The organism is Paraburkholderia panacisoli, assembly GCF_008369935.1.
Lineage (GTDB): Bacteria > Pseudomonadota > Gammaproteobacteria > Burkholderiales > Burkholderiaceae > Paraburkholderia > Paraburkholderia panacisoli.
In genome coordinates this window covers 402,837-421,426 of sequence record NZ_VTUZ01000003.1, presented here as the reverse complement: position 1 = coordinate 421,426, position 18,590 = coordinate 402,837, and the positions used below count along the sequence as shown (strand labels likewise).

Below are 18,590 nucleotides of genomic sequence, written 5' to 3'. Positions count from 1 at the left end.
AAGCCTGATGGGGAGCGGATGCCCGGTGGCTACGCCGCGTCTGCCCTGCTCCCGGCGTGCGCCAACGCCAGCGCCAGTCTTGCCCCCACTTCGGCATTGTGTTTCACGAGCGCGATGTTTGTCGTCAGGCTGCGTCCACCCGTCAGTGCCTTGATGCGAGCCAGCAGGAAGGGTGTCACGGCTTTACCGGTGATTCCTTCAGCCGCGGCCTCGGCAAGCGCCTGCTCCGTCGGCGCGTCGATCTCTTCCGACCACATCGCTGCCGCTTGCGGCACCGGAGCGCTCAATGCCACACCACCCACGAGGCCCAGGTCCCACTTCGTGCGGATGAAGCGAGCCTGCTGCGCTGCGTCGTCCAGCCTGAAGTCCGCGCGAAGGCCGCTGTCGCGCGTGTAAAACGCAGCGAAATTGTCCTGCTCGCAACTGAGCACCGGCACAGACCACCGCCACGGAGGTCCTCGCCAGTTCCTGCAGGTCGGCCGAAATGTCGAAGGTGTTCCGGCGCGCCCCGGTGCACGCCGCCAATGCCTCTGGTAATGAAGACTTCGACGCCGGCCAGGGCGGCACAATTCATCGTGCCAGCCACTGTCGTAGCGCCGAGCCCGCCGGCCAGCACGGCCGGCAAGTCGCGACGGCTGACCCTGTGCACCTGGTCCGAGCGGCCGATCAGTTCCAGATCGTCGTCCAAGAGGCCGACGTGGATTCGCCCACCGATCAGCGCGAAAATTGCGGGCTCGGCGCCCAGGTCAGGTATCAAGGCCTCCACTTCGCGCGCAGTGCGAATGTTCTCCGGACAAGGTATGCCGTGGGCAATGATGGTCGATTCCAGCGCCACCAGCGGGCGGCCGGCGGCATGCGCAGCGGCTAAAGGCGCGCCGCAGGTCCACCGAGAGTGCGCAAGGTCGGCAGTCATGTCGATGTTCCCGGCGATGTGATTCGCTTAAGTATGCCAGCGCAAGGCGGGGCCACGGCTCCCTGTGCAAACACGAAGCGCCGTTGCCACCTGCCTGCTGTCTTGGAGCCGTCCCGCCCGGCGCCGGTCAGTGCGAGGCCCGGGACGACACGCCTGGACCTGAGCGACGGCGAATGCGCGCTAAACTGGCTGCACTACTGAAAAGATCGATGGAACGCGCTCAAGGCGATGAATTTCACCGGGTTGATGTTGCGTCTCACCGTTGCGTGCCTGATTGTGTTCGCAGGAGTCGCCATCTTGCAGGATCGTTTTATCTACTTCCCTGAGAAGGCTGCAACCGCGGACGTCGTTTCCAGTGGACTTCGCGCCTGGCCGACACCTGAGGCGTTCCGGGGCCTCGTGGCCGAACCGGCCGGATCCGCGCGCGCCACCGCCATCGTCTTTCATGGCAATGCAGGGCATGCCGGACACCGTTCGTTCTACGCCGCAGCGCTCACCCGGCTCGGACTGCGGGTGATCCTCGCCGAATATCCAGGCTACGGGCCGCGCGACGGCACACCGGGCGAAGAGAGTCTGGTCGCTGATGCCCAACAGACCATCGCGCTGGCGTATCGCCTCTATGGCGCGCCGCTGCTGGTCATCGGCGAATCGCTCGGGGCCGGCGTGGCGGCTGCGGCCGGCTCGCGTGAACGCGACAAGACCGGTGGCTTGCTGCTCATCACGCCATGGGATCGGCTCGAGCACGTCGCCGCTTATCACTATCCGTGGCTGCCCGTGAAGTGGCTGCTGCGTGACCAATACGACAGCGTGACCCACCTGGCGTCGTTCGGCCACCCTGTTCTCGTCGTGGTTGCGGAACGCGATAGCATCGTCCCTCCGCGCTTCGGTGAAGCGCTCTACAACTCGCTGGCCGAGCCGAGACAACTGGTGGTGGTGAAAGCGGCTGAACATAACGACTGGATTGGCCGCGTCGACGAAACCTGGTGGCGGGAGGCGATCGGCTTCCTGCTCACGTCTTCGCATTGAAATATGAAATCACCCTCCGTCCCGTCCAGCAAGGAACGCTTCTATGTCCTCGACGCGAAGAACAAACCTGTCGAGGTGTTCGACCGCGCCGAGTGGTCGCGCTGGAAGACTGAGAACGAACTGGTCTTCCGCCGCACGCTGCTGGACGAATCCGGTGTGACGGTCACGACCCGCTTCCGCGGTTTGTCCGAGCCGAAAACCGGGGATGCTTCGCTGTTCGTGACGCGCGTCGCCGGAATGGAAGCCCGGGACAACAAGAGCTACGGAGCACGTACGCTCGATGAGGCACTGGAGCAGCATGAGCTCATCGTGCAGAAAATCCTCCGGATGCTGACGAGGCGCTGATTGCCACACGGCAACGATTCTCCGCGACCGTAACCGTGGTCAACTACAGCGTTTACGTGACCCAACAAAAGGACGGCGGGTGGGACTGGGCATACACGTTAACTAAACCGCCCATCTACTGGAAAAACCCGGAGACCCCTGCGGAAACGCCGGAGCAGGCGATCAAAGAGGCTCGTTTCGACGCGGAGCGCCGCATCGACGCAGGCTGCAAGACAGGCCGAATGTAGAGCTGCAACCCACCCTGCTCATCAAAGCACACGAACACCTGGCGCAAAGGGGGAGGCACAAGCAGATCGTCACCGAGACTGGCGTGGGCTATCGACCGGTTGGCTTGAGCGAGGTGCAGAGTCCATAGCGGGTCTGTGATGCGGCCTTTTTTCTCTTCCGGTTGGGATGCCATTCCCCGCCCGGATTGCCGTTGTGTCGGTAGGGGCGACTACGCTGCCGGTTCGCCGCTGCGGCTCAGGTATGCCGAAGTGAGCAATGAATATCCTTTCAAATCGTCGGCTTCGCCCCGCCTGGGTCACGACGACTGGCATACGTTGCGGAACTGCCCTACATTGCAACTGGAAGGATGTCGACGGACGCCCCGTTCACGTGCTTCGCCGATGCTACGTTGCTTCGACGCTGGCCCTTGCGAGGACATTGCCGCAGGTTGATTTGCCGGGGGACACCATGGCCGGTTTCGCCAGGATGTGGCAGTTGATCGTCGGCAAGCCGCTCGATCCTCTGGACCCCCACACCCGTCACGCGATCGCCGTGACGCCGCTGCTGGCGTGGGTTGGCCTCGGCGCGGATGGCCTGTCGTCTTCATGCTACGGCCCGGAAGAAGCGTTCCTGGCACTCGGTCAGCACACGTCTCTCGCGCTGTTTCTCGCCGTGGCGACCGCTGCAACGGTCTTCGTCATCGCGATCGGCTACAACCAGGTCATCGAGCTTTTTCCGACCGGCGGTGGCGGGTACCGCGTCGCGACCGCGCTGCTCGGTCCACATCCAGGCCTTGTGTCAGGCGCCGCGCTTCTGGTGGATTATGTGCTGACGATTGCGACGTCGCTCGCGAGCGGTGTCGACGCGTTTTTCAGCTTGCTGCCGGTCAGCGCGCAGGCGTTCAAGCTTGCCACCGAACTCACGTTGATTGTGCTGATGACCGGGCTTAACTTTCGCGGCATGAGGGAATCGATACTCGTCCTGCTACCGATTTTTCTTGGCTTCGTCGTGCTGCATCTCGTCCTCATCGTTTATGGCGTGGCTGCTCACGGCGATAATCTAAGTGCCGTCGTGCCTGGCGCGATCGGCGACGCCCGGAGCATGTCGCATGCCCTCGGGCCACTCGTTGTCATCGCGCTGCTGATGCGCGCATTCTCGCTGGGCGGTGGCACCTATACCGGCCTTGAAGCGGTGTCGAACAATGTCAACATGCTGGCAGAGCCGCGCGTACCGAACGGCAAGATCACGATGTTCTACATGTCGTCGTCGCTCGCCTTCACGGCGGGCGGCATCATCCTGCTTTATATGCTGTGGCATGCCCAACCGGTGGAGGGCCAGACGCTCAATGCGGTCGTGTTCGGCAGTGTGATCGATCATCTCGGGCTCGGCTCGCCGCTTGCGCGGCACGGCTTGCTCGCGGCTGTACTGGCCTTCGAGGCCGGGCTCCTGCTCGTCGGTGCGCAAACCGGCTTTCTGGACGGTCCTGCCGTCTTGTCGAACATGGCCACCGATTCGTGGGTGCCGCGCCATTTTCGCGACCTGTCGACGCGGCTCGTCAGGCAGAACGGCATCGTTGTGATGGGCGTCGCAAGCCTTTTGATCCTGCTGTGGACACGCGGCGACGTTTCGATTCTTGTTGTCCTGTACAGCATCAACGTGTTTCTGACGTTCAGCCTGTCACTGCTTGGCATGTGCACGTACTGGTGGCGTCACCGCCATGACGGCGAAAACTGGCTGCGGCACTTCGGGTTGTCTGCGCTTGGTCTGTCGGTGACAAGCACCGTGCTGGTCATCACGCTGGTCGAGAAATTCACTGAGGGTGGCTGGCTGACGGTGCTGGTGACGAGCGCTGTCGTTGCGCTGTGCTTCCTCATCAAACAGCACTACGACGACACGCGTGCCCAGCTTGCGAAAGAGGATGCCCTCTTTGCCGGACCGCCGCCCGAAGTCGACGAGGCGACCGCCCCCGGCAAGCCGGACCCGTCGCAGCCCACGGCGATCCTGCTGGTTGGCAAGCACCGCGGCGCGAGCATGCATGCGCTGCTGTGGGTGAACCGGCTCTTCCCAGGGCACTTCAAGAATGTGATCTTTCTCGCGGTCGGAGAAGTCGACGCACAAAGTTATGAAGGCGCAGAGCATCTTGAGCGGTTGCGGAAAACCATCTCGGCGGCGCTCGAGTACTACGTGGCGCATTGCCGCCGGCACGGGATGGCGGCGGACTACCGCATCGCTTTCGGAACGCATCCAGTAGGCGAGTTCATGAAGCTTGCCGTGACCACAATGGACGAGTATCCGAACAGCGTTTGCTTCGCCAGCAAGCTGATATTCAAGCGGGTCAGTTTCCTGACTGCGTGGCTACACAATCAAACGCCGGTCGAGATACAGACACGCTTGCATCTGCAAGGTAGGCAGATGGTGCTGTTGCCGATGAATGTCGGGTGAAGAACGGATCGGGGTTGCAGTCTGTGTCCGGTGTGGTGTGCCTGGTGGTGGAAAGATCAGGTAGCGATCGGTGACGACCCCGCTCAGCTATGCGCCCATTTTGCGCAATAGGAGTTTCACGTCGTGCAAGGTCTCGCGCGCGCTCAAAATAAAACGGTGTTAGCTCGCATCTGTTACTGATCGCAGCCGGTCCGATTAACCGACGTCCCTTGCAAGGTAACCGTCCAGGAGACCGGCTGCGCGCTCAAATACAGGTCGCGCTGGGCCGCCGCACAAGAATTTTACGGATTCTTTTCACATCAACATCGAAATTTTGCGTCCTCAAATCTGAATGAAGGGTACCGTTCATCATTATCAAAACGGCAGCTTTGTCCAAAAACATGAACGACAGGTCGCAAGACCATGAGTGGCATGGCATCCGATATGTACGAGCCTTTCTCTGCGGTAGCATTCTAATTGCGGGTCTGGGGACACAGGCATGCTACGCGGTTGATGATGCTTCAGTCATGCCCCCGGTAGCGCCTCCCGTGGACAGTGTTGAGAGCGTGCCAACGGTTGCCGACATTGCAACGTTTCTGAACGCACACTTCCGCATCGGACTACGCGAAGCTTCGAAGATAAGCAAGGCAGTCGTCGATGCGGCAGAATACAATTCCGTCTCTCCGGTTCTCCTGCTTGTGGTAATCGCGGTTGAGTCCAACTTCAACCGCTTCGCGGTCAGCGTCGCCGGCGCACGCGGCCTCATGCAGATCCTGCCGTCACAGCATAAAAACCTGGTATCCAGGTTCTCCGATCTGAATGATCCGGATACGAATGTCGCGATCGGATCGTCCATTCTCCATGAATACATCGAGTCTTCGGACGGGGACATACATGATGCCCTGCTGCGCTACAGCGGGGGTTCGACAAACTACTCGCGTCGCGTGGACGAGCGTATGCAAATGATCAAAACTGCATTCACCGCCCGGCGGTAGTTCGCTAACGTCTGGCAGCATCGGATATTGTCTGCGCCACCTCAGTCTCCATAGCCGTCGAATAAAGCAATGCGCTTGTCTCGCATCAACTTACGGTTCAGAACCAGCAACTCGGCATCTGCAGTGCATCTGTATCTCACCGTTCCTGGCGATTCATGAGCGACAGTCATATGACCTCATTGCGGCCATTCATCTGCGGCATGTCAATGACTCATCGTGGCCGACTCCGGAGGGAGACATCGAGCCGATGTCGCCGATTCTTCTCGACGAATGCTCTTAAAGCCCGACCGCCCGAGGGTTGTTCTCGATGTGCAGAATGACGAGCCATCTTCTCGGGCAGTTCGGCGCGACGTGCAGGACCGGGTTCGACTCGCTCACGGATCTGATGCAGCCATGCTTCGACGCCTGCAGGTAGGCGCGCTTTGCGTCCATCTGTATCCATGCCGCCAACAGAACCGTCGTTATGAAACTGAACAGCGGGGCGACCAATTCTGACGCGTCCGGATCGACTTTCTGGACGTAGAACGAAAATGGCGTGGTCACGACTTGATTCATCAGAATCGCGAACAGCGCCACCTTCGCCGCGCCTCTAATCTTCAGTGCGGTGCGGGATTTAAATTTTTGCATCTGCCAACCCATTCCACTCACGAGGACCTTTGCGGTCAGGTCGGGAGCCAAGCGCACGTGACGCCCCGCGTCGGCATGTCAGGATCGCGTGCGTGCACCCGTGTATCGCAGCGCTGGACTTGACCCGAGTGTTTACATCCAGACAATCCTTTTACGCAGCGCGAGCGGCATTACGAGTCGGAATGATCGGGTGCGTCCATGCCGCAAACCTCCGGTTGGCAATTGCCGGGCGGCTGAGAATGGCGCTGTCATAGTACTTTCCGTCGAAGCGCTTGAACTCGGCGATGCGGAATCCTTGCGCCCGATAGAAAGCGAGGAGATGCGTCGCCGGTTGCGGTGTATCGAGTGCCAGTTCTGCGTATCCACGTATCGCTGCCCAGTGATCCGCGAACGCCAGCAACAGTCGTCCCACGCCGCGGTTTTGCCACGCAGGGTCGACTCCGAACTGATGTACGCTTGCAACGTACGGATTTCTGTATATCGCGCATATCGATGCCCGGTCGTGTGCGTGGAGCGTCATGGTTCCAATCAGCCTGCCTTCGTACACCGCAACAAAGCAGTCGCCAAGGCTTGCGCGCGCCGCCGTGACGGAAACGGTCTGGTCGACACAGGTGCAGTTGAGTTGCATCTCGCCCAGACGTGCAAAGGCACGGTGCAGGAGCGTGGTCATCTCATCGAACGAGTCGCGCGCCGAATCGAAGCGCCGCACGACGAAACCAGCCCGTACGTCGCGGCGATAGGTCACTGGCACGCATTTCCTTTTGATTGCACCTTGCATCACCACGACATCCCTCGTTTTTGACATCCGATGTGCTGAAGTCTAGAAGTCGCGATGCAGACGGCGCAAGAAAAAATCCCGTAAAAAATGGAATTGCCGCGTTCCCTCTTTGCGTATTGGCTCGCAGCCGGTAGACCGATAACCCGCTAGTGTGCATGACGGTAAGTGAATATCCGCGAAATGCGCGTGCTTGTGCGTGATCGGGACATGGGTGTGGGAATGCGTATGCGGCTCGTCGCCATCAGGTCAAATTGAAAACGTCACCTTCGCGAGGGGTAAATTTCACTTGAGATGAGGCGCTCGCTGGGCGGCAAGGGACGTTCGTCGACAGTACTGAGGACTACGCTGCTCCGCTCTTTATGATCTTTTTACTTGTCACCGGGACTGGGATCTCTACAATATTTGGAACCTCAAACAGGGAACTGGTGTCATGAATAGCCGATGTCGTCGACCGTCGAATAATCTCACTGCCTGACCGGCAGGACGTCCGCGTGCCAATTCTCTCAGCCGCCGTCTTGCCAACAGGCAGACGGTGCGCGCCGCAGTAGCCTTCCGCGCACCTTGTTTAGCGTTACCTGGACGCAGGGTTCGCCAACGTCCAGATGGTCGTGCCTCGCGAGCGTGAACTTGCAACGCGTGTGTGCGCCTGCTTGCACCATCGGTGCGGTTCGGCGTCTGGATCAGTGCGCGCGTGTCAAATTCGGGAAAGGGAGTGGCGATGAAAACGATTGAACGCAGTCGCGCGTCCGAAGACGCGCCGTGCCTAAGCGCACATGAGATGGCGGCCCTCGTCCTGTTATGTCACGCGCCAATCGACTCGAGGATGGAGACTCCGGACGTAGTGGCGCTTCAAAAGGCTGGACTTGCCGAGTTAATTGAATCGGAAGTCGGCGAATTTAGATTCGCTATTACGCGGCAAGGGAATGCCGTTCTGAGAGCGTTGGGCGCGCTGAATGATCGACGGTGATAAAGTCCGGCCGCACTTTCGCTGCTGACGCAGTGGAAGTGCGTTGCCAGTGCACGTGCCGGCGGAAGCAGCCACGAAATACGGTTTTTAGTTGCATTCCAAGTTGGATTTTTATATTTAGTCATCCGTAATTTAGTTGTTTGCTACGTATCAACGTTGCATCAAGCATTCCACGGAGGTCTCTCATGTTTGAAATTAACAAGAACTATACTCGCGAGTACATCCATACTGTCTGCGGCGGCAGTAAGCAAGCCTTTCTTCCGACCAGGAATGGCAAGGTGGTAGCGGCCTGCCTGCGGCCCGATCTCAACCCGCAAGCGCCGGATGTCATCATCTGTGACGGTGGTTCTGCAGCGCGCCGCTGGAAAAACGCTCGCAAGGCAGGCCGAGGCGATCCCTGTTTTCATCAAGCTCGATACTGACTTGTTTCGCTACGTTGGTCAGTTCGCCGTAAGCGAATCACTGACTGCGCCTCTTGATTGTGCGCCATATGCTCACAAGAGCAGCTTCACAGTTGGGCAGGTTTCGCGCGTAATCAAAATGAACCGCTGCTAGCTTGTGCAAGTGTATCGGAGGGTGTTGTCGAGATGCGAGGCGTTAATGCAGCGCGTACACATCGATCGATTCCATTCGCGCGGCTTAAAAGCCGATTCTCACAATGCGCGTGACTCGGCTTCGATGCAAAAGTCCGCTCCGGTGGAACAACAGCCGCTGGTTATCGGTGGGCTCAAGGGCCGTAGTGGGTCCGGGGCGGCCGGTCGCGCCCCCTCTACTTTTCGAAATTCTTTATACGGTTGCTGACAGAATCTGATGGTCAAAGAGTGAGGTTCAACATGCTTCGGTTGAGATTTCGTCAGTACGCGTTCTTTTCGTAGGCGGTTGTTGCAAGCGCTTGTAGGAACACGCCGAGGTGTTTTGGAGGCGAAAACAGCACGAAGTGTATGGATCGGACATACGCCCAGGATGCGTTTCTACGAGCGCTTGCGTCAGCGTTGCACTACTTATGTGAAGGAATGTGGTTCGCGCTGGGTTTTTACAGAATCCACATGCATATTCTTCGGCCGCTCAATCGTCAGATGGTGATGGATGACGCGACGTACCTGTTGCGAAATAAGTTCGGTCTGCACCTTTGCCAGCAAACTTTTGCGCGCTCTCCGGCAATGCGCCCTTGGGGCTGCGGCCGCCCTCCAGTCTTTCAACGGCTGGGATGTCAATTCCGCGAGATTCTGGCGCAATATACGAGTGCGGCAACCGTCGACGAAGACGGAGGCAGGCGTGGCAAACTCCACCAGGCTCGAGCTGTTTTGTCGGTTATTCCTTGGTCTCTTTGTGGGTTTTTTTTGCATAACAGCCGCCCTTTCCGTGCGTTACATGTCGGGGAACCAGTTGCCGCAAGTAACCTTCGTGCAGTCGAAAAGCACATCACACCCCTTGTCGGGCAGCGTCCCGGCAGCCCCATTTTCATCCGCTTCCCCATATCAACCGACAATGTCTTCGCCAGATGCTGAGAAAAAGGCACTTATTGCGTCGTCGGCTTCCACTATCGTCACGTTCATCGCGGCCGCGGTGACTAACTTCCTAAGCTGGCGGAAGGACAAGGCGAAGGCGATCAAAGAAAAGCGGGACGCGTCCCGCTAGTCGCTCGACCAGGAAGTTGACTCGACCCGCGCGCCGTCAGCTGTGCGACTTGGTGCGCATGCCGCCCACGCCGACCTTGCCACGCCCGACACGATCAGTTTTGCTATGCGCCGAACTGCCGGGGCGCGGCTTCTTCCTGGAGACGGCCGTGAACGTCACCTGATCTGCAGGGTAGTAAGTCGCCCTGTGCACCGCTGCGTGATAGCCCGGATGGTCAGGGTTGATGGCGAGCTTGACGGTTTTCACGCCGTAAAATTTTCCACGGCCCCTGGTTACGCCCCCCGGCGGAAGCGACAGCGCTTTGCCACCCGGCGCAGGGGCGTTCTCGGCCCCGATCTGGTCGAACCAGGCGTCCGCGCGCACGATTGCATACTTGACGCCGTTGACGGTGACATATGTCGCCTTCTCGCCGTGCTCGTAGTTGGGATCCTTGACTTCGATTGCCATGATGGACACCTCCTCGGACGACCGACACTAATAGTTTAGCGCCTGCGCCGCGATCGATGCCTTTCACCACACGCTGCCGATCCGCCGAATCATGCGCAATCGCATTGCCTGCCCGTTTTCGTGCGGCGCTGTCCCGAAGCCCGTGTACGGAGGCCAAATCATCGGCATGCCGACGCCGTTTCGAGGAATCCGTACGTGTGCCTTATCCAGATCTGATGTCGCATCACTGGATCGCCCAACGCTGCGCCGCGTCGATAGCGTCAGCGTCGGAGGGATAATCGCCGAGGTGACCCGAATACATCACTTCTACGGCATCTACGCCCTGTAGTCGAACTGCATGGCTGGCTCCGAAGGGGGGCCAACTCGTCGCGTCGAATCCGCTGCGTCTGGACCTATGTTGACCAGCCTGTTTCGGTAGTCACGGGCGCGACAAATGGAAAGAAATCCGCTTGCGTAAGCTTGCGGCTTCGCTTCGACCTCATCGAAGGCAACGTGCATTGCAGTTCCGGCCAATCCACATGACTATCTCCGCCGCCGTTTTCGCCGCTTGGGGCTGCCGAAGTTCTGAAGGTCGGCGCGGCAATTCAGGACTCTTGCTCATTGAGCAACATATTGGCAAAGGCGCGCACCCCGGACGGATTGCCGGCTGCGACCCGCTGACCGATGCCGACAATACCGGTACCACGACTCGCGCCTGGTATGGAGATATCCAGTTCCCGCCCGGGCCATGACAACGTCATGTCGCTCGACGAAGTCCCGCGGTGCAATGCCGAAGAGTCTGTCTTTTTAACGACGGGCGCTTGCTCGACGTTCACAGCAACGAGGAAGCGTGCGTGTCCTTCGTTTGGTGATGTTCGATGGCCGCTCGAGTCCCAGCCCACACCCGGCAGGTTTCGACTCGTCAGTGTATGCGCGCGAGGCTACGAAGGAGCGAATCTCCGTCCTGCGTAACGCGAGGCCGTACAGCCCCGCCGGCAAGCTTCTCCATGGCGACGAGCTGGCGTTCAAGCAACGTATCAAGTTCTTCCCGCTCGGCAATGTGGTCGGCCGAGTCCCTGACCAGTATCAATGTCGCAAATTCATGGGCGCTGAGCATGCTTGCCTCCTGATAGCTCGTGTAGGTGCTGTATGGATTGCGTCGGCTAAGGCGCTCGCTTTTGACGGCGCATTGCCGGTGGCGCACTCGCTGCAAATGGCGCGGGGAGTTGATGGTAGGGGGAGCACCGGGGCGCGGCAATTCGGGTCGTCCCGCATATTGGGCAAAATTGGGTCATGCCGCACTGCGACAGATGCGGCAGCGATCAAGTACACACGTCTTGCTTCGTCCCGGGCCGTGCCCTATGAAGAGGCGAGGAGAACCGTTCGGGCGCGGCGGTTCAGTGGGACACCAATGCGAAATCTCACGGCGTGTCTGGTGCCGTGAACGACGCAATACCGGCAGCACCGCGACGTGCCACAAAGCATTGTCGGGTTAACCGCCTCACCGGTGCTGCACTTTGCGCGTCGCCATATACGCGTCAAACAGACCCGCATGCAGGCGGCTCAGTTCCTCGCGCAGGCTGACCAGTTCGTGCTGGTCGCCCTCATGCTCGCGGCGCAGGATCTCCCCCAGCAGGGCCGTCGCGCGGGACGCCGCCCGCTCACGCTGGACGCGCACCTCGGCCAGCCGGGCCGCCAGCGCCGGCTTGATGACCAGCAGCCACGCCGGGAACCACGCGTCATCGCCGACCTCGCCCGTGCCGGGAAACTCCGCATCGAAGCGCCGGCGTAGCGCGTCGAGCGACGCGTCGCCCAGTACGGGCAGCAATGCCGCAAACCGTGCCGGCGCCAGCCACGCCAGTTCCGCGAGCAGCGGCCACGCGGCATCCAGTCCACCCGTCCGGTAGCGCACCTCGGTCATCCACGCGAGCGGCGCCGGGATGCGCCACCAGGACTCAATACCCTCGACCGCATCACGGGCGGCCGCCCAGTCGCCGGCCAGCAGCCACAGCGGCGCTGCGTGGTTCCCGGCATCGGCGCCGCAAAAGGCCAGGGTGGCGGCCCGCGTGGCGAGCGCTCGCCAGCACGGGGCGAGCCATGCGTGAACCGTCTGCCTGGGCAGCACCCGCCGGGCGGCGGACACCACCTCGTCCTCGAGGTGACGGCGGGCGATGGTCAGCGCCGCATGGTCCGCAAAGGGCGCGGTCAATCCGCGCTCAAGTTCACCGACTAGCACAGTCATACCTGACAGCAAGCCGTCGTCCGGGTATTCGGCGGCCAGCAGTTCCAGTGCCGCTCGCGCGGCCCCCCCCTCGTGCCGCCGCAACTGCTCAAGCACGTCGTTGCGCAATATCACGTCACGGCTGTCGGCAAAGATATCCAGCTGCTGCATCGTCATCGCGCTCAGAAAAGTTGATCGTAAAGAGCGGTCAGGCTGATCCATTTCATCGTGCTGCGGAAGGTGCGGCCTCCTCGCTCACCAACTCGATGATCACGCGTGGCCGGCGATTCCACCGACCTGTAGTGCCAACTAACCTGCCTCACCGACGGGGGAACCCGCAGGTCGGTTATGGCCGCGCAGTGGACTGACGTCCGCTAGCAGGCATACGACCACGGGTTTCCCGTTCGCTCAGCGACGCAAGCGACGGCTGTCTGGCGGGACGGGATGGTGCGCTTCCCATTCGCGACGGGTTTTCGCCAGTTCCTCAGCAAGCAATTGCTCGTCCGGAAGTACGGTGTGCGCGTGTAGAACTGGGTGCCAATCTGGCGTTCGAGCTGTCGCACGCTCCAGCCGCCGCGCAACGCTTCGGCTTCGTAGTATGACCGCTCTTCGGGCGAACGCGTCCGCCGCATCAGCCGCACATAATGCGCCCAGGACGACCTTCGCCCTGATGCAGGTGTACCGTGCCAGGCAACCTTCAAGGCATCGAGAGAAGCATCGCCGCGGCAGGCACGCCGTTATCAGGCGGACCCTATGCCGTGGCGACCCAACCTTCTGCTGACGAGGTTTTGGCGAAGCTGGACAGGCGCGTACGAGCGTTTGACGGTTAGTTGCGCACAAGACAATATGGCACGTTGAATACGGACGACTGCAGCGATATGCTTCGCATCTAAACGGGAATGACGAAAAGACATACGACGGGGAACGACACAATGCGACTGCGACGCATCACTGCACGCCGCTCATCGGTGCATGGCAAGGGACTCTTTGCGCTTCAGGCCATCGCCGCAGGCGAGCGCCTCATCGAGTACAGGGGTGAAGTAACCAGTTGGCGACGCGCCGCGGCCCGTCAACGGTCCGATGTCGGGCATACATTCGTGTTTGGTCTGTCCGACGGCCGGGTGATCGACGGCAGCCGCGGCGGCAACAGCGCACGCTTCCTGAACCACGCCTGTATGCCTAACTGCGAGGCGATCGAGGTGGGTGATCGTGTCTTCATTCATGCCATCGCCACCATCAAGCCTGGCGAAGAGCTGTTTATTGATTACGGTCTTGAGGTTGATGGTGAGCTCACAGAAGACATCCGGACCCAGTACGTTTGTCGTTGCGGCGCTTCCGCGTGCCGTCAATCAATGCTTGGCGGCAGTGCGGCGGCACCGTGAATGAAGCGCACATTCAGATACACGTCTCCGCCGAACGACCGCTTTGCTCCCTCATCGCCTGACCCATCTATCGCGGCTCGTCGAATGGTCGAGCCGCTGTTCAATGCCTGATGCCGACCAACTGCCACTGGCCGTGCTGTCACGCTTCAATGGCGGGTAACAGAGGCGTCCGGTCATCCAGGCTGGCTTGTCAGGGACAGCCGTTCTCGGCAGCCATAGCCGACATCTGGCCAGGTTCGGTTCTACGTCAACAATGCGGCGCATTTCTGACGATGGCAGAATCGAGCAGCCTGCGGCAGCTTCCTCGATCGGCCAACTCACGCTCCCGATCCACTTCGGACCGACGGGCTACGCAATTGCCGGCGGTCGCGAACGCACAATAAACCACAGTGGGCCGCAACGAATACGCCTGAAGGTATCTTCGGAGTTGATCCGGAGTTTCCACAGGCATTCGTGACCGGTCTGGACGGAGAAAGGCGCACGAAGGCGCCTCTCCCCCTCTATGCGCCATTGTCTCGCCTAGTCAAGCGTGACTACGATTTTGCCCACTTGCTCGTTTGATTCAAGGAAGCGCGTTGCGTCCTGAATTGCGTCGAACTTGAACGTCCGCGAGATAAGGGGGACCAGAGTGCCCGAATCCAGACCTTTGTTAATGAATTCCTTGGCGCGTTCGAGAAGGGCGTCGTCGCTCGTGATCTCGATGTATAGATAGCCTTTGAAGGTTAGGGACTTGCCGAGTAACGCATACTGCGGGAACGTCCCTTCGTCCGTGGCGAGCGCGCCGTATTCGAGAAGGATGCCGCCAAACGACATGCACTCCGCAAGCTGCGCTACTGCGGGACCACCGATAGGGTCGAAAACAACCCGAGCGCCCTTCCCATTTGTGATCTCCTTCACGCGAGCCGCGAGGTCTTCTTCTGATGTCGCTATCACATGGTGCGCACCAGCATCGCGAAGCGGTTGAGCCTTTGCGCTTGTCCGCGAGGTGGCAATAACGGTCGCGCCAACGCTTCGCGCGACCTGAATCGCGGCAACCCCAACACTGCTCGATGCCGCTGAAACGATAACAAAATCGTCGGGCTTCAATTCCGCTTGTGCAATCAGCGCACCCCATGCTGTGACGTATTGCATCCACGATGCAGCCGCCTGTTCATAGGTCAGCCTGGCCGGATGCTTGACAACGTATTTGGCGGGAATGTTGATAACTTCGCCGTAAGTCGGCCAGCGTGACATGTCGAGCGTCGGAATGACGCTGACGGCATCGCCTTCAGCAAACCCAATAACCTGCACACCCATTGTTCTGATGACGCCCGCAGCCTCGTAGCCAAGCTGAGAGGGGAATACCGCTTCCTGAAGGTAGCGGCCAGTGCGGAACATCACCTCGGCACGATTAAGGCCGATGGCCTTGACGGTGATCTGAACTTCGTCTGCGGCAGGTGCGGGAACGTCCACGTTTTCAATACGCAGCACGTCGGCGTCACCATATTCATGAAAGCGGACAACACGGGTCATATAGCGCTCCTCTGAAGGTAGCTCGGGCTGTGTCGCCGAGCATTAACGCCATTGTTCGCACGTGCGTTATGCAGCGCAATACTACATTTTTTTACATATACTATCCAAAAGGGTAGTGTAAAAACGCTACCCCCGCATGTTCGTACCTTGGAGATGGTTATGCCGAAGCGGCGTAAATACGATGAAGTGCCCGCGTGCGCGATGGTAGCAACGCTCAACCTTATCAATGGACGCTGGAAAGGTGTGATCCTCTACTACTTACTGATCAAAGGCACGATGAGGTTCAACGAGTTGCACCGTCAACTTCCGGGTTGCACGCCACGGCTACTCGTAAAGCAACTGCGTGAACTCGAAGAGGACGCCTTCATCACCCGCACGGTTTATCCTGTTGTACCGCCCAAAGTCGAATACTCACTGACCGACGAGGGGCGCACCATCGGCCCGATTCTGTCGCAACTCAACGATTGGGGCACAGGCTGGCTCGAGCGTCGAGGTTTGCGGCCAAAGGCTGCCGCAGCCGCATAAAGGAACAAAGCGGCTGGCGTGTGCCCTCGCGACGCTCGACTGAATAGAGGGAATCAGGCCGTAACGGATGCCTGGACGCGCCCCCCGGCGCCCCGGTTTGCTACGGGTTAAAAGTACGCGCGGATCGTGCATCGATGGGTCGCGATCGGCCTCGACGATACAGCTTACGGAACCCGGCGCAGAACCGCTCGGTCATGCCAGGCTGAGAGCACGTCCTCTCGATATCGACGTCGATGACGCTTTGGAAATGGCGGAGCATATGGACGTGTGAAAATTCGGCTTGGATGTCCCGGGCCGGCCACTTCTGGTCGTTGGGTTAGGGCTCGGAGACTCAGCGATGCAGCGGTAAGCGGGAAATCATCATTCTCCCGGAGAGACGCCCTGCCGCTTAGACACTGGCGCCGTGTTCTACTCTTGGCAAGCCACGATCGAGCGGTCGGGGATGCGGCGCAGGCAGGTAGTAGTCGTCGTCCGCTCCGATCATTAACAATTGGCCACAACCAATACACTCTCATGACGCCCCAGAGGTACCTAAAGCGTCGTCGAATGTTCTCTAGACTTCCCTCACCATCGGATCCATCACGGTTGAGGTAGCGCGTATTTCCTTGAAGCCACTGCCACTTCTGTCAAGAAAGAAAGAGGATGACCAACGTTGGCTCTCCGGATCCCAACTGATCAGGTTGAAGCTTTTTGGTATTCCTTCTGCGCCGAGAGAAGTTCCGCAACCAACGGCCGTCACCTGGACTGCGGTAACGCCATTAGGCCCCTGGACCGGTACGGCCTGGCTTATCTTTCGCTGGACATGTCGGTGGCCGTGAAGAATCAATTGAATTCCACGGTCTGCACACCAGCGTACAAATCGGTCCCCGTGCTTCATGTCGAGGAGCTCGCTCTCGGGAATCCCAAACGCGGTGAGCAGTTTCGCCGTCATTCCCTCGGAAGCCGCCTCGAATTTGAACGGATGATGATGCACTAGACCAACGCGAAGCCAATTCTTAACATCGGGATTGCGACTTGCCAAGATATGGTATTCGGTGGCGAAACGCACCAGGTCCTCTTCGAGGACCTCGCCTTGAGCGGCGTGGCCCGATTTTGCTGAATTGAAACAGAAAAACAGACATTGCAGTTGTCTGTCTTCGTGCAACGGCCGCACGTCAAGTTCAGCGACATACCTATAGGACTCACCGAATCTCCAGAGACGGTTCCCCATGATGCGGCAGTCATGATTGCCTGGGATGACAATCGGATCGTGGTCGGTGATCAGCCTCAGGGCCTGGCGGAAGCTCTCGAATGCGCGCCACTTCCTTTTCAAAATACTGTCGAAGAGATCACCTGTTATCACCACGTGGTCGAACCGACCGCGGAATTCGTCCTTGAGCACGGCGAGCAGGTAGTCCTGATTGCTGGCAGCGTACTTTGTTCCGAAATGCAGATCGCTCAAGTGCAGAATGCGGATCTGCCGACCCGTTGCGACCGGAGGAACGTATCCGCGCTCCAGGCGATCCATTGATTCTGCTGTTAGCGGTGACGCGAATTGCGCCAGAAATCCAGGGGTGTGCAGCGCTCGCGTTGCGGTTTGCAACGGCAGGAACAGAACGTTTCCAAACCGGTTCCAGACTAAGACTCCCGGCCATCGTTCAGGGTATCTACATATGGCTGCCGCACCTGGGAAGGGAGACGTGAAATCCAGGGGGCTGTCGAATGGGTTATCGGGCAAGAGGAACAGCATTGAAACGCGGGCGTGCCCATGAAGCAGGGTGTCATGCAGGAATGCATTGACTGTCTGCACATCTTTCCATCCTCCTGCTACGCCCAGCACGAAGACGTCGTGAGATTCACGGAAAGCCAGGTGCAATCGCTGCAGAAGATCGCGATTATTCGCGAATACATCGTCAATCGGTACCAGCGGCTCATCGATCGGGACCTGCTTTTCCTCAGCCGCGGCACGCCACCTCGCTTCCTGGAGAGCGGGGGTGAAAATCGCCTCGGGCGCCGGTGCATGCTGTTTGACGATCGCGGCCGCCGCCGCGGCAAGCTCACGAATCCTCTTTGGCCACGCGTCATCCCGGGCCGAGGTGACGAGGCGCCATTCGTCCATCTGGAGCATTTCAAAAAAGCCCCGCAGATCACGGAGCGTGCTTTCAACGGACGGAACATCGGTCGTGAAGTACGCAACCAGATTCGTGTAGCGAAGCGGAAAACTCATTCCCATGGCGTCTTCGTGGCCTCAGTCGACAGGGCCCATTGGAGTGGGACATGCGAGGACTCGTTCCGGACAGGGCCGGACTCGTCTATGCTCCGATCACTCCGCGACAGAAAAAAGAGTACGCTCGTCCGATCGATTTGGTCAAGAAAGGCCTCAGATCAGCTAAACCATGATGTCAGCTATCGGGAAGGCGTTGTCATATTAAAGTCATCAACCTGACAAAGGCGCGGCGATAGTTCCGTGAACTTCTTCACCTTCAGCAGAGAGAAGCGTTCTCCAAGATTGAAATGGCACGAAGAAATCAGGCAGGTCAATTGGGTGGGGCTATCGGGCCTGTGCGACGGGTTGAAAGCGGAAGAGAAACGGCGCTCCCGGCAGTTCGGCAACGGAGTGTGAGCAGG

At 59.4% G+C, this 18,590-nt stretch carries 17 protein-coding genes and 3 pseudogenes; 11 read left to right on the top strand and 9 right to left on the bottom strand.

Annotation, left to right across the window (positions count from 1 at the left end):
• Positions 1–29: 29 nt before the first annotated feature.
• Positions 30–913, bottom strand: a pseudogene (locus FVF58_RS06695) (pseudouridine-5'-phosphate glycosidase).
• A 228-nt stretch (positions 914–1,141) separates the two neighbouring features.
• Between FVF58_RS06695 and FVF58_RS06690 the strand changes: the two are divergent.
• From FVF58_RS06690 to FVF58_RS06670, 5 genes are all read left to right on the top strand, one after another.
• On the top strand, positions 1,142–1,939 hold the full coding sequence (locus FVF58_RS06690) for an alpha/beta hydrolase (protein WP_149669083.1): 798 nt from the start codon (positions 1,142–1,144) through the stop codon (positions 1,937–1,939).
• A 3-nt stretch (positions 1,940–1,942) separates the two neighbouring features.
• Positions 1,943–2,284 (top strand): hypothetical protein, encoded by a 342-nt coding sequence (locus FVF58_RS06685; RefSeq protein WP_149669082.1) that lies wholly within the window; start codon positions 1,943–1,945, stop codon positions 2,282–2,284.
• Between the two features lie 35 nt (positions 2,285–2,319).
• Positions 2,320–2,511 (top strand): hypothetical protein, encoded by a 192-nt coding sequence (locus FVF58_RS06680; RefSeq protein ID WP_149669081.1) that lies wholly within the window; start codon positions 2,320–2,322, stop codon positions 2,509–2,511.
• 448 nt (positions 2,512–2,959) lie between these two features.
• Entirely contained in the window at positions 2,960–4,933 is a 1,974-nt protein-coding gene (locus tag FVF58_RS06675; protein ID WP_149669080.1) for an APC family permease, read from the top strand.
• Between the two features lie 527 nt (positions 4,934–5,460).
• The gene (locus tag FVF58_RS06670) at positions 5,461–5,907 is read left to right on the top strand and encodes a lytic transglycosylase domain-containing protein (protein ID WP_188130724.1); all 447 of its coding nucleotides are present in this window, start codon (positions 5,461–5,463) and stop codon (positions 5,905–5,907) included.
• Positions 5,908–6,183: 276 nt separating this feature from the next.
• On the opposite strand, the gene FVF58_RS06665 is transcribed toward FVF58_RS06670, so the two are convergent.
• Positions 6,184–6,534, bottom strand: a complete 351-nt coding sequence (locus FVF58_RS06665) for a hypothetical protein (RefSeq protein WP_149669078.1) — start codon at positions 6,532–6,534, stop codon at positions 6,184–6,186.
• A 151-nt stretch (positions 6,535–6,685) separates the two neighbouring features.
• A complete protein-coding gene (locus FVF58_RS06660) occupies positions 6,686–7,339 on the bottom strand; it encodes a GNAT family N-acetyltransferase (protein ID WP_425468925.1) in 654 nt (217 codons plus the stop codon).
• Between the two features lie 1,125 nt (positions 7,340–8,464).
• On the opposite strand from FVF58_RS06660, the pseudogene FVF58_RS06650 reads away from it, so the two are divergent.
• Positions 8,465–8,834: pseudogene (locus FVF58_RS06650) on the top strand (DUF6697 family protein).
• 458 nt (positions 8,835–9,292) lie between these two features.
• Entirely contained in the window at positions 9,293–9,787 is a 495-nt protein-coding gene (locus FVF58_RS51245) for a hypothetical protein (RefSeq protein ID WP_188130723.1), read from the top strand.
• Positions 9,788–9,953: 166 nt separating this feature from the next.
• Here FVF58_RS51245 and FVF58_RS06640 read toward each other — a convergent pair whose 3' ends face one another.
• The 4 genes from FVF58_RS06640 to FVF58_RS54665 all read right to left on the bottom strand — a co-directional run bounded on the left by FVF58_RS06640 (position 9,954) and on the right by FVF58_RS54665 (position 13,265).
• Positions 9,954–10,364 (bottom strand): FHA domain-containing protein, encoded by a 411-nt coding sequence (locus FVF58_RS06640; RefSeq protein WP_149669075.1) that lies wholly within the window; start codon positions 10,362–10,364, stop codon positions 9,954–9,956.
• A 901-nt stretch (positions 10,365–11,265) separates the two neighbouring features.
• The gene (locus tag FVF58_RS06630) at positions 11,266–11,460 is read right to left on the bottom strand and encodes a hypothetical protein (RefSeq protein ID WP_149669073.1); all 195 of its coding nucleotides are present in this window, start codon (positions 11,458–11,460) and stop codon (positions 11,266–11,268) included.
• Between the two features lie 384 nt (positions 11,461–11,844).
• Positions 11,845–12,786, bottom strand: a complete 942-nt coding sequence (locus FVF58_RS06625) for a hypothetical protein (RefSeq protein ID WP_246216956.1) — start codon at positions 12,784–12,786, stop codon at positions 11,845–11,847.
• A 152-nt stretch (positions 12,787–12,938) separates the two neighbouring features.
• Positions 12,939–13,265 carry a DUF1016 N-terminal domain-containing protein gene (locus FVF58_RS54665; protein ID WP_425468924.1) on the bottom strand — a complete coding sequence of 109 codons (327 nt, stop codon included), beginning with the start codon at positions 13,263–13,265 and terminating at the stop codon, positions 12,939–12,941.
• A 231-nt stretch (positions 13,266–13,496) separates the two neighbouring features.
• On the opposite strand from FVF58_RS54665, the gene FVF58_RS06615 reads away from it, so the two are divergent.
• The gene (locus tag FVF58_RS06615) at positions 13,497–13,946 is read left to right on the top strand and encodes an SET domain-containing protein (protein WP_149669072.1); all 450 of its coding nucleotides are present in this window, start codon (positions 13,497–13,499) and stop codon (positions 13,944–13,946) included.
• A gap of 519 nt (positions 13,947–14,465) precedes the next feature.
• On the opposite strand, the gene FVF58_RS06610 is transcribed toward FVF58_RS06615, so the two are convergent.
• Entirely contained in the window at positions 14,466–15,458 is a 993-nt protein-coding gene (locus tag FVF58_RS06610; RefSeq protein WP_149669071.1) for a zinc-dependent alcohol dehydrogenase family protein, read from the bottom strand.
• A gap of 159 nt (positions 15,459–15,617) precedes the next feature.
• Between FVF58_RS06610 and FVF58_RS06605 the strand changes: the two genes are divergently transcribed.
• Both FVF58_RS06605 and FVF58_RS52530 read left to right on the top strand, forming a co-directional pair.
• Positions 15,618–15,983: a winged helix-turn-helix transcriptional regulator gene (locus FVF58_RS06605; protein ID WP_149669070.1), complete on the top strand. Its 366-nt coding sequence runs from the start codon at positions 15,618–15,620 to the stop codon at positions 15,981–15,983.
• A 111-nt stretch (positions 15,984–16,094) separates the two neighbouring features.
• A pseudogene (locus tag FVF58_RS52530) lies at positions 16,095–16,254 on the top strand (integrase); the annotation flags it as partial.
• A 282-nt stretch (positions 16,255–16,536) separates the two neighbouring features.
• Here FVF58_RS52530 and FVF58_RS06595 read toward each other — a convergent pair.
• On the bottom strand, positions 16,537–18,195 hold the full coding sequence (locus tag FVF58_RS06595; RefSeq protein ID WP_149669069.1) for a metallophosphoesterase family protein: 1,659 nt from the start codon (positions 18,193–18,195) through the stop codon (positions 16,537–16,539).
• Between the two features lie 234 nt (positions 18,196–18,429).
• On the opposite strand from FVF58_RS06595, the gene FVF58_RS51240 reads away from it, so the two are divergent.
• Positions 18,430–18,585 (top strand): hypothetical protein, encoded by a 156-nt coding sequence (locus FVF58_RS51240; RefSeq protein WP_188130722.1) that lies wholly within the window; start codon positions 18,430–18,432, stop codon positions 18,583–18,585.
• Positions 18,586–18,590: the final 5 nt, after the last annotated feature.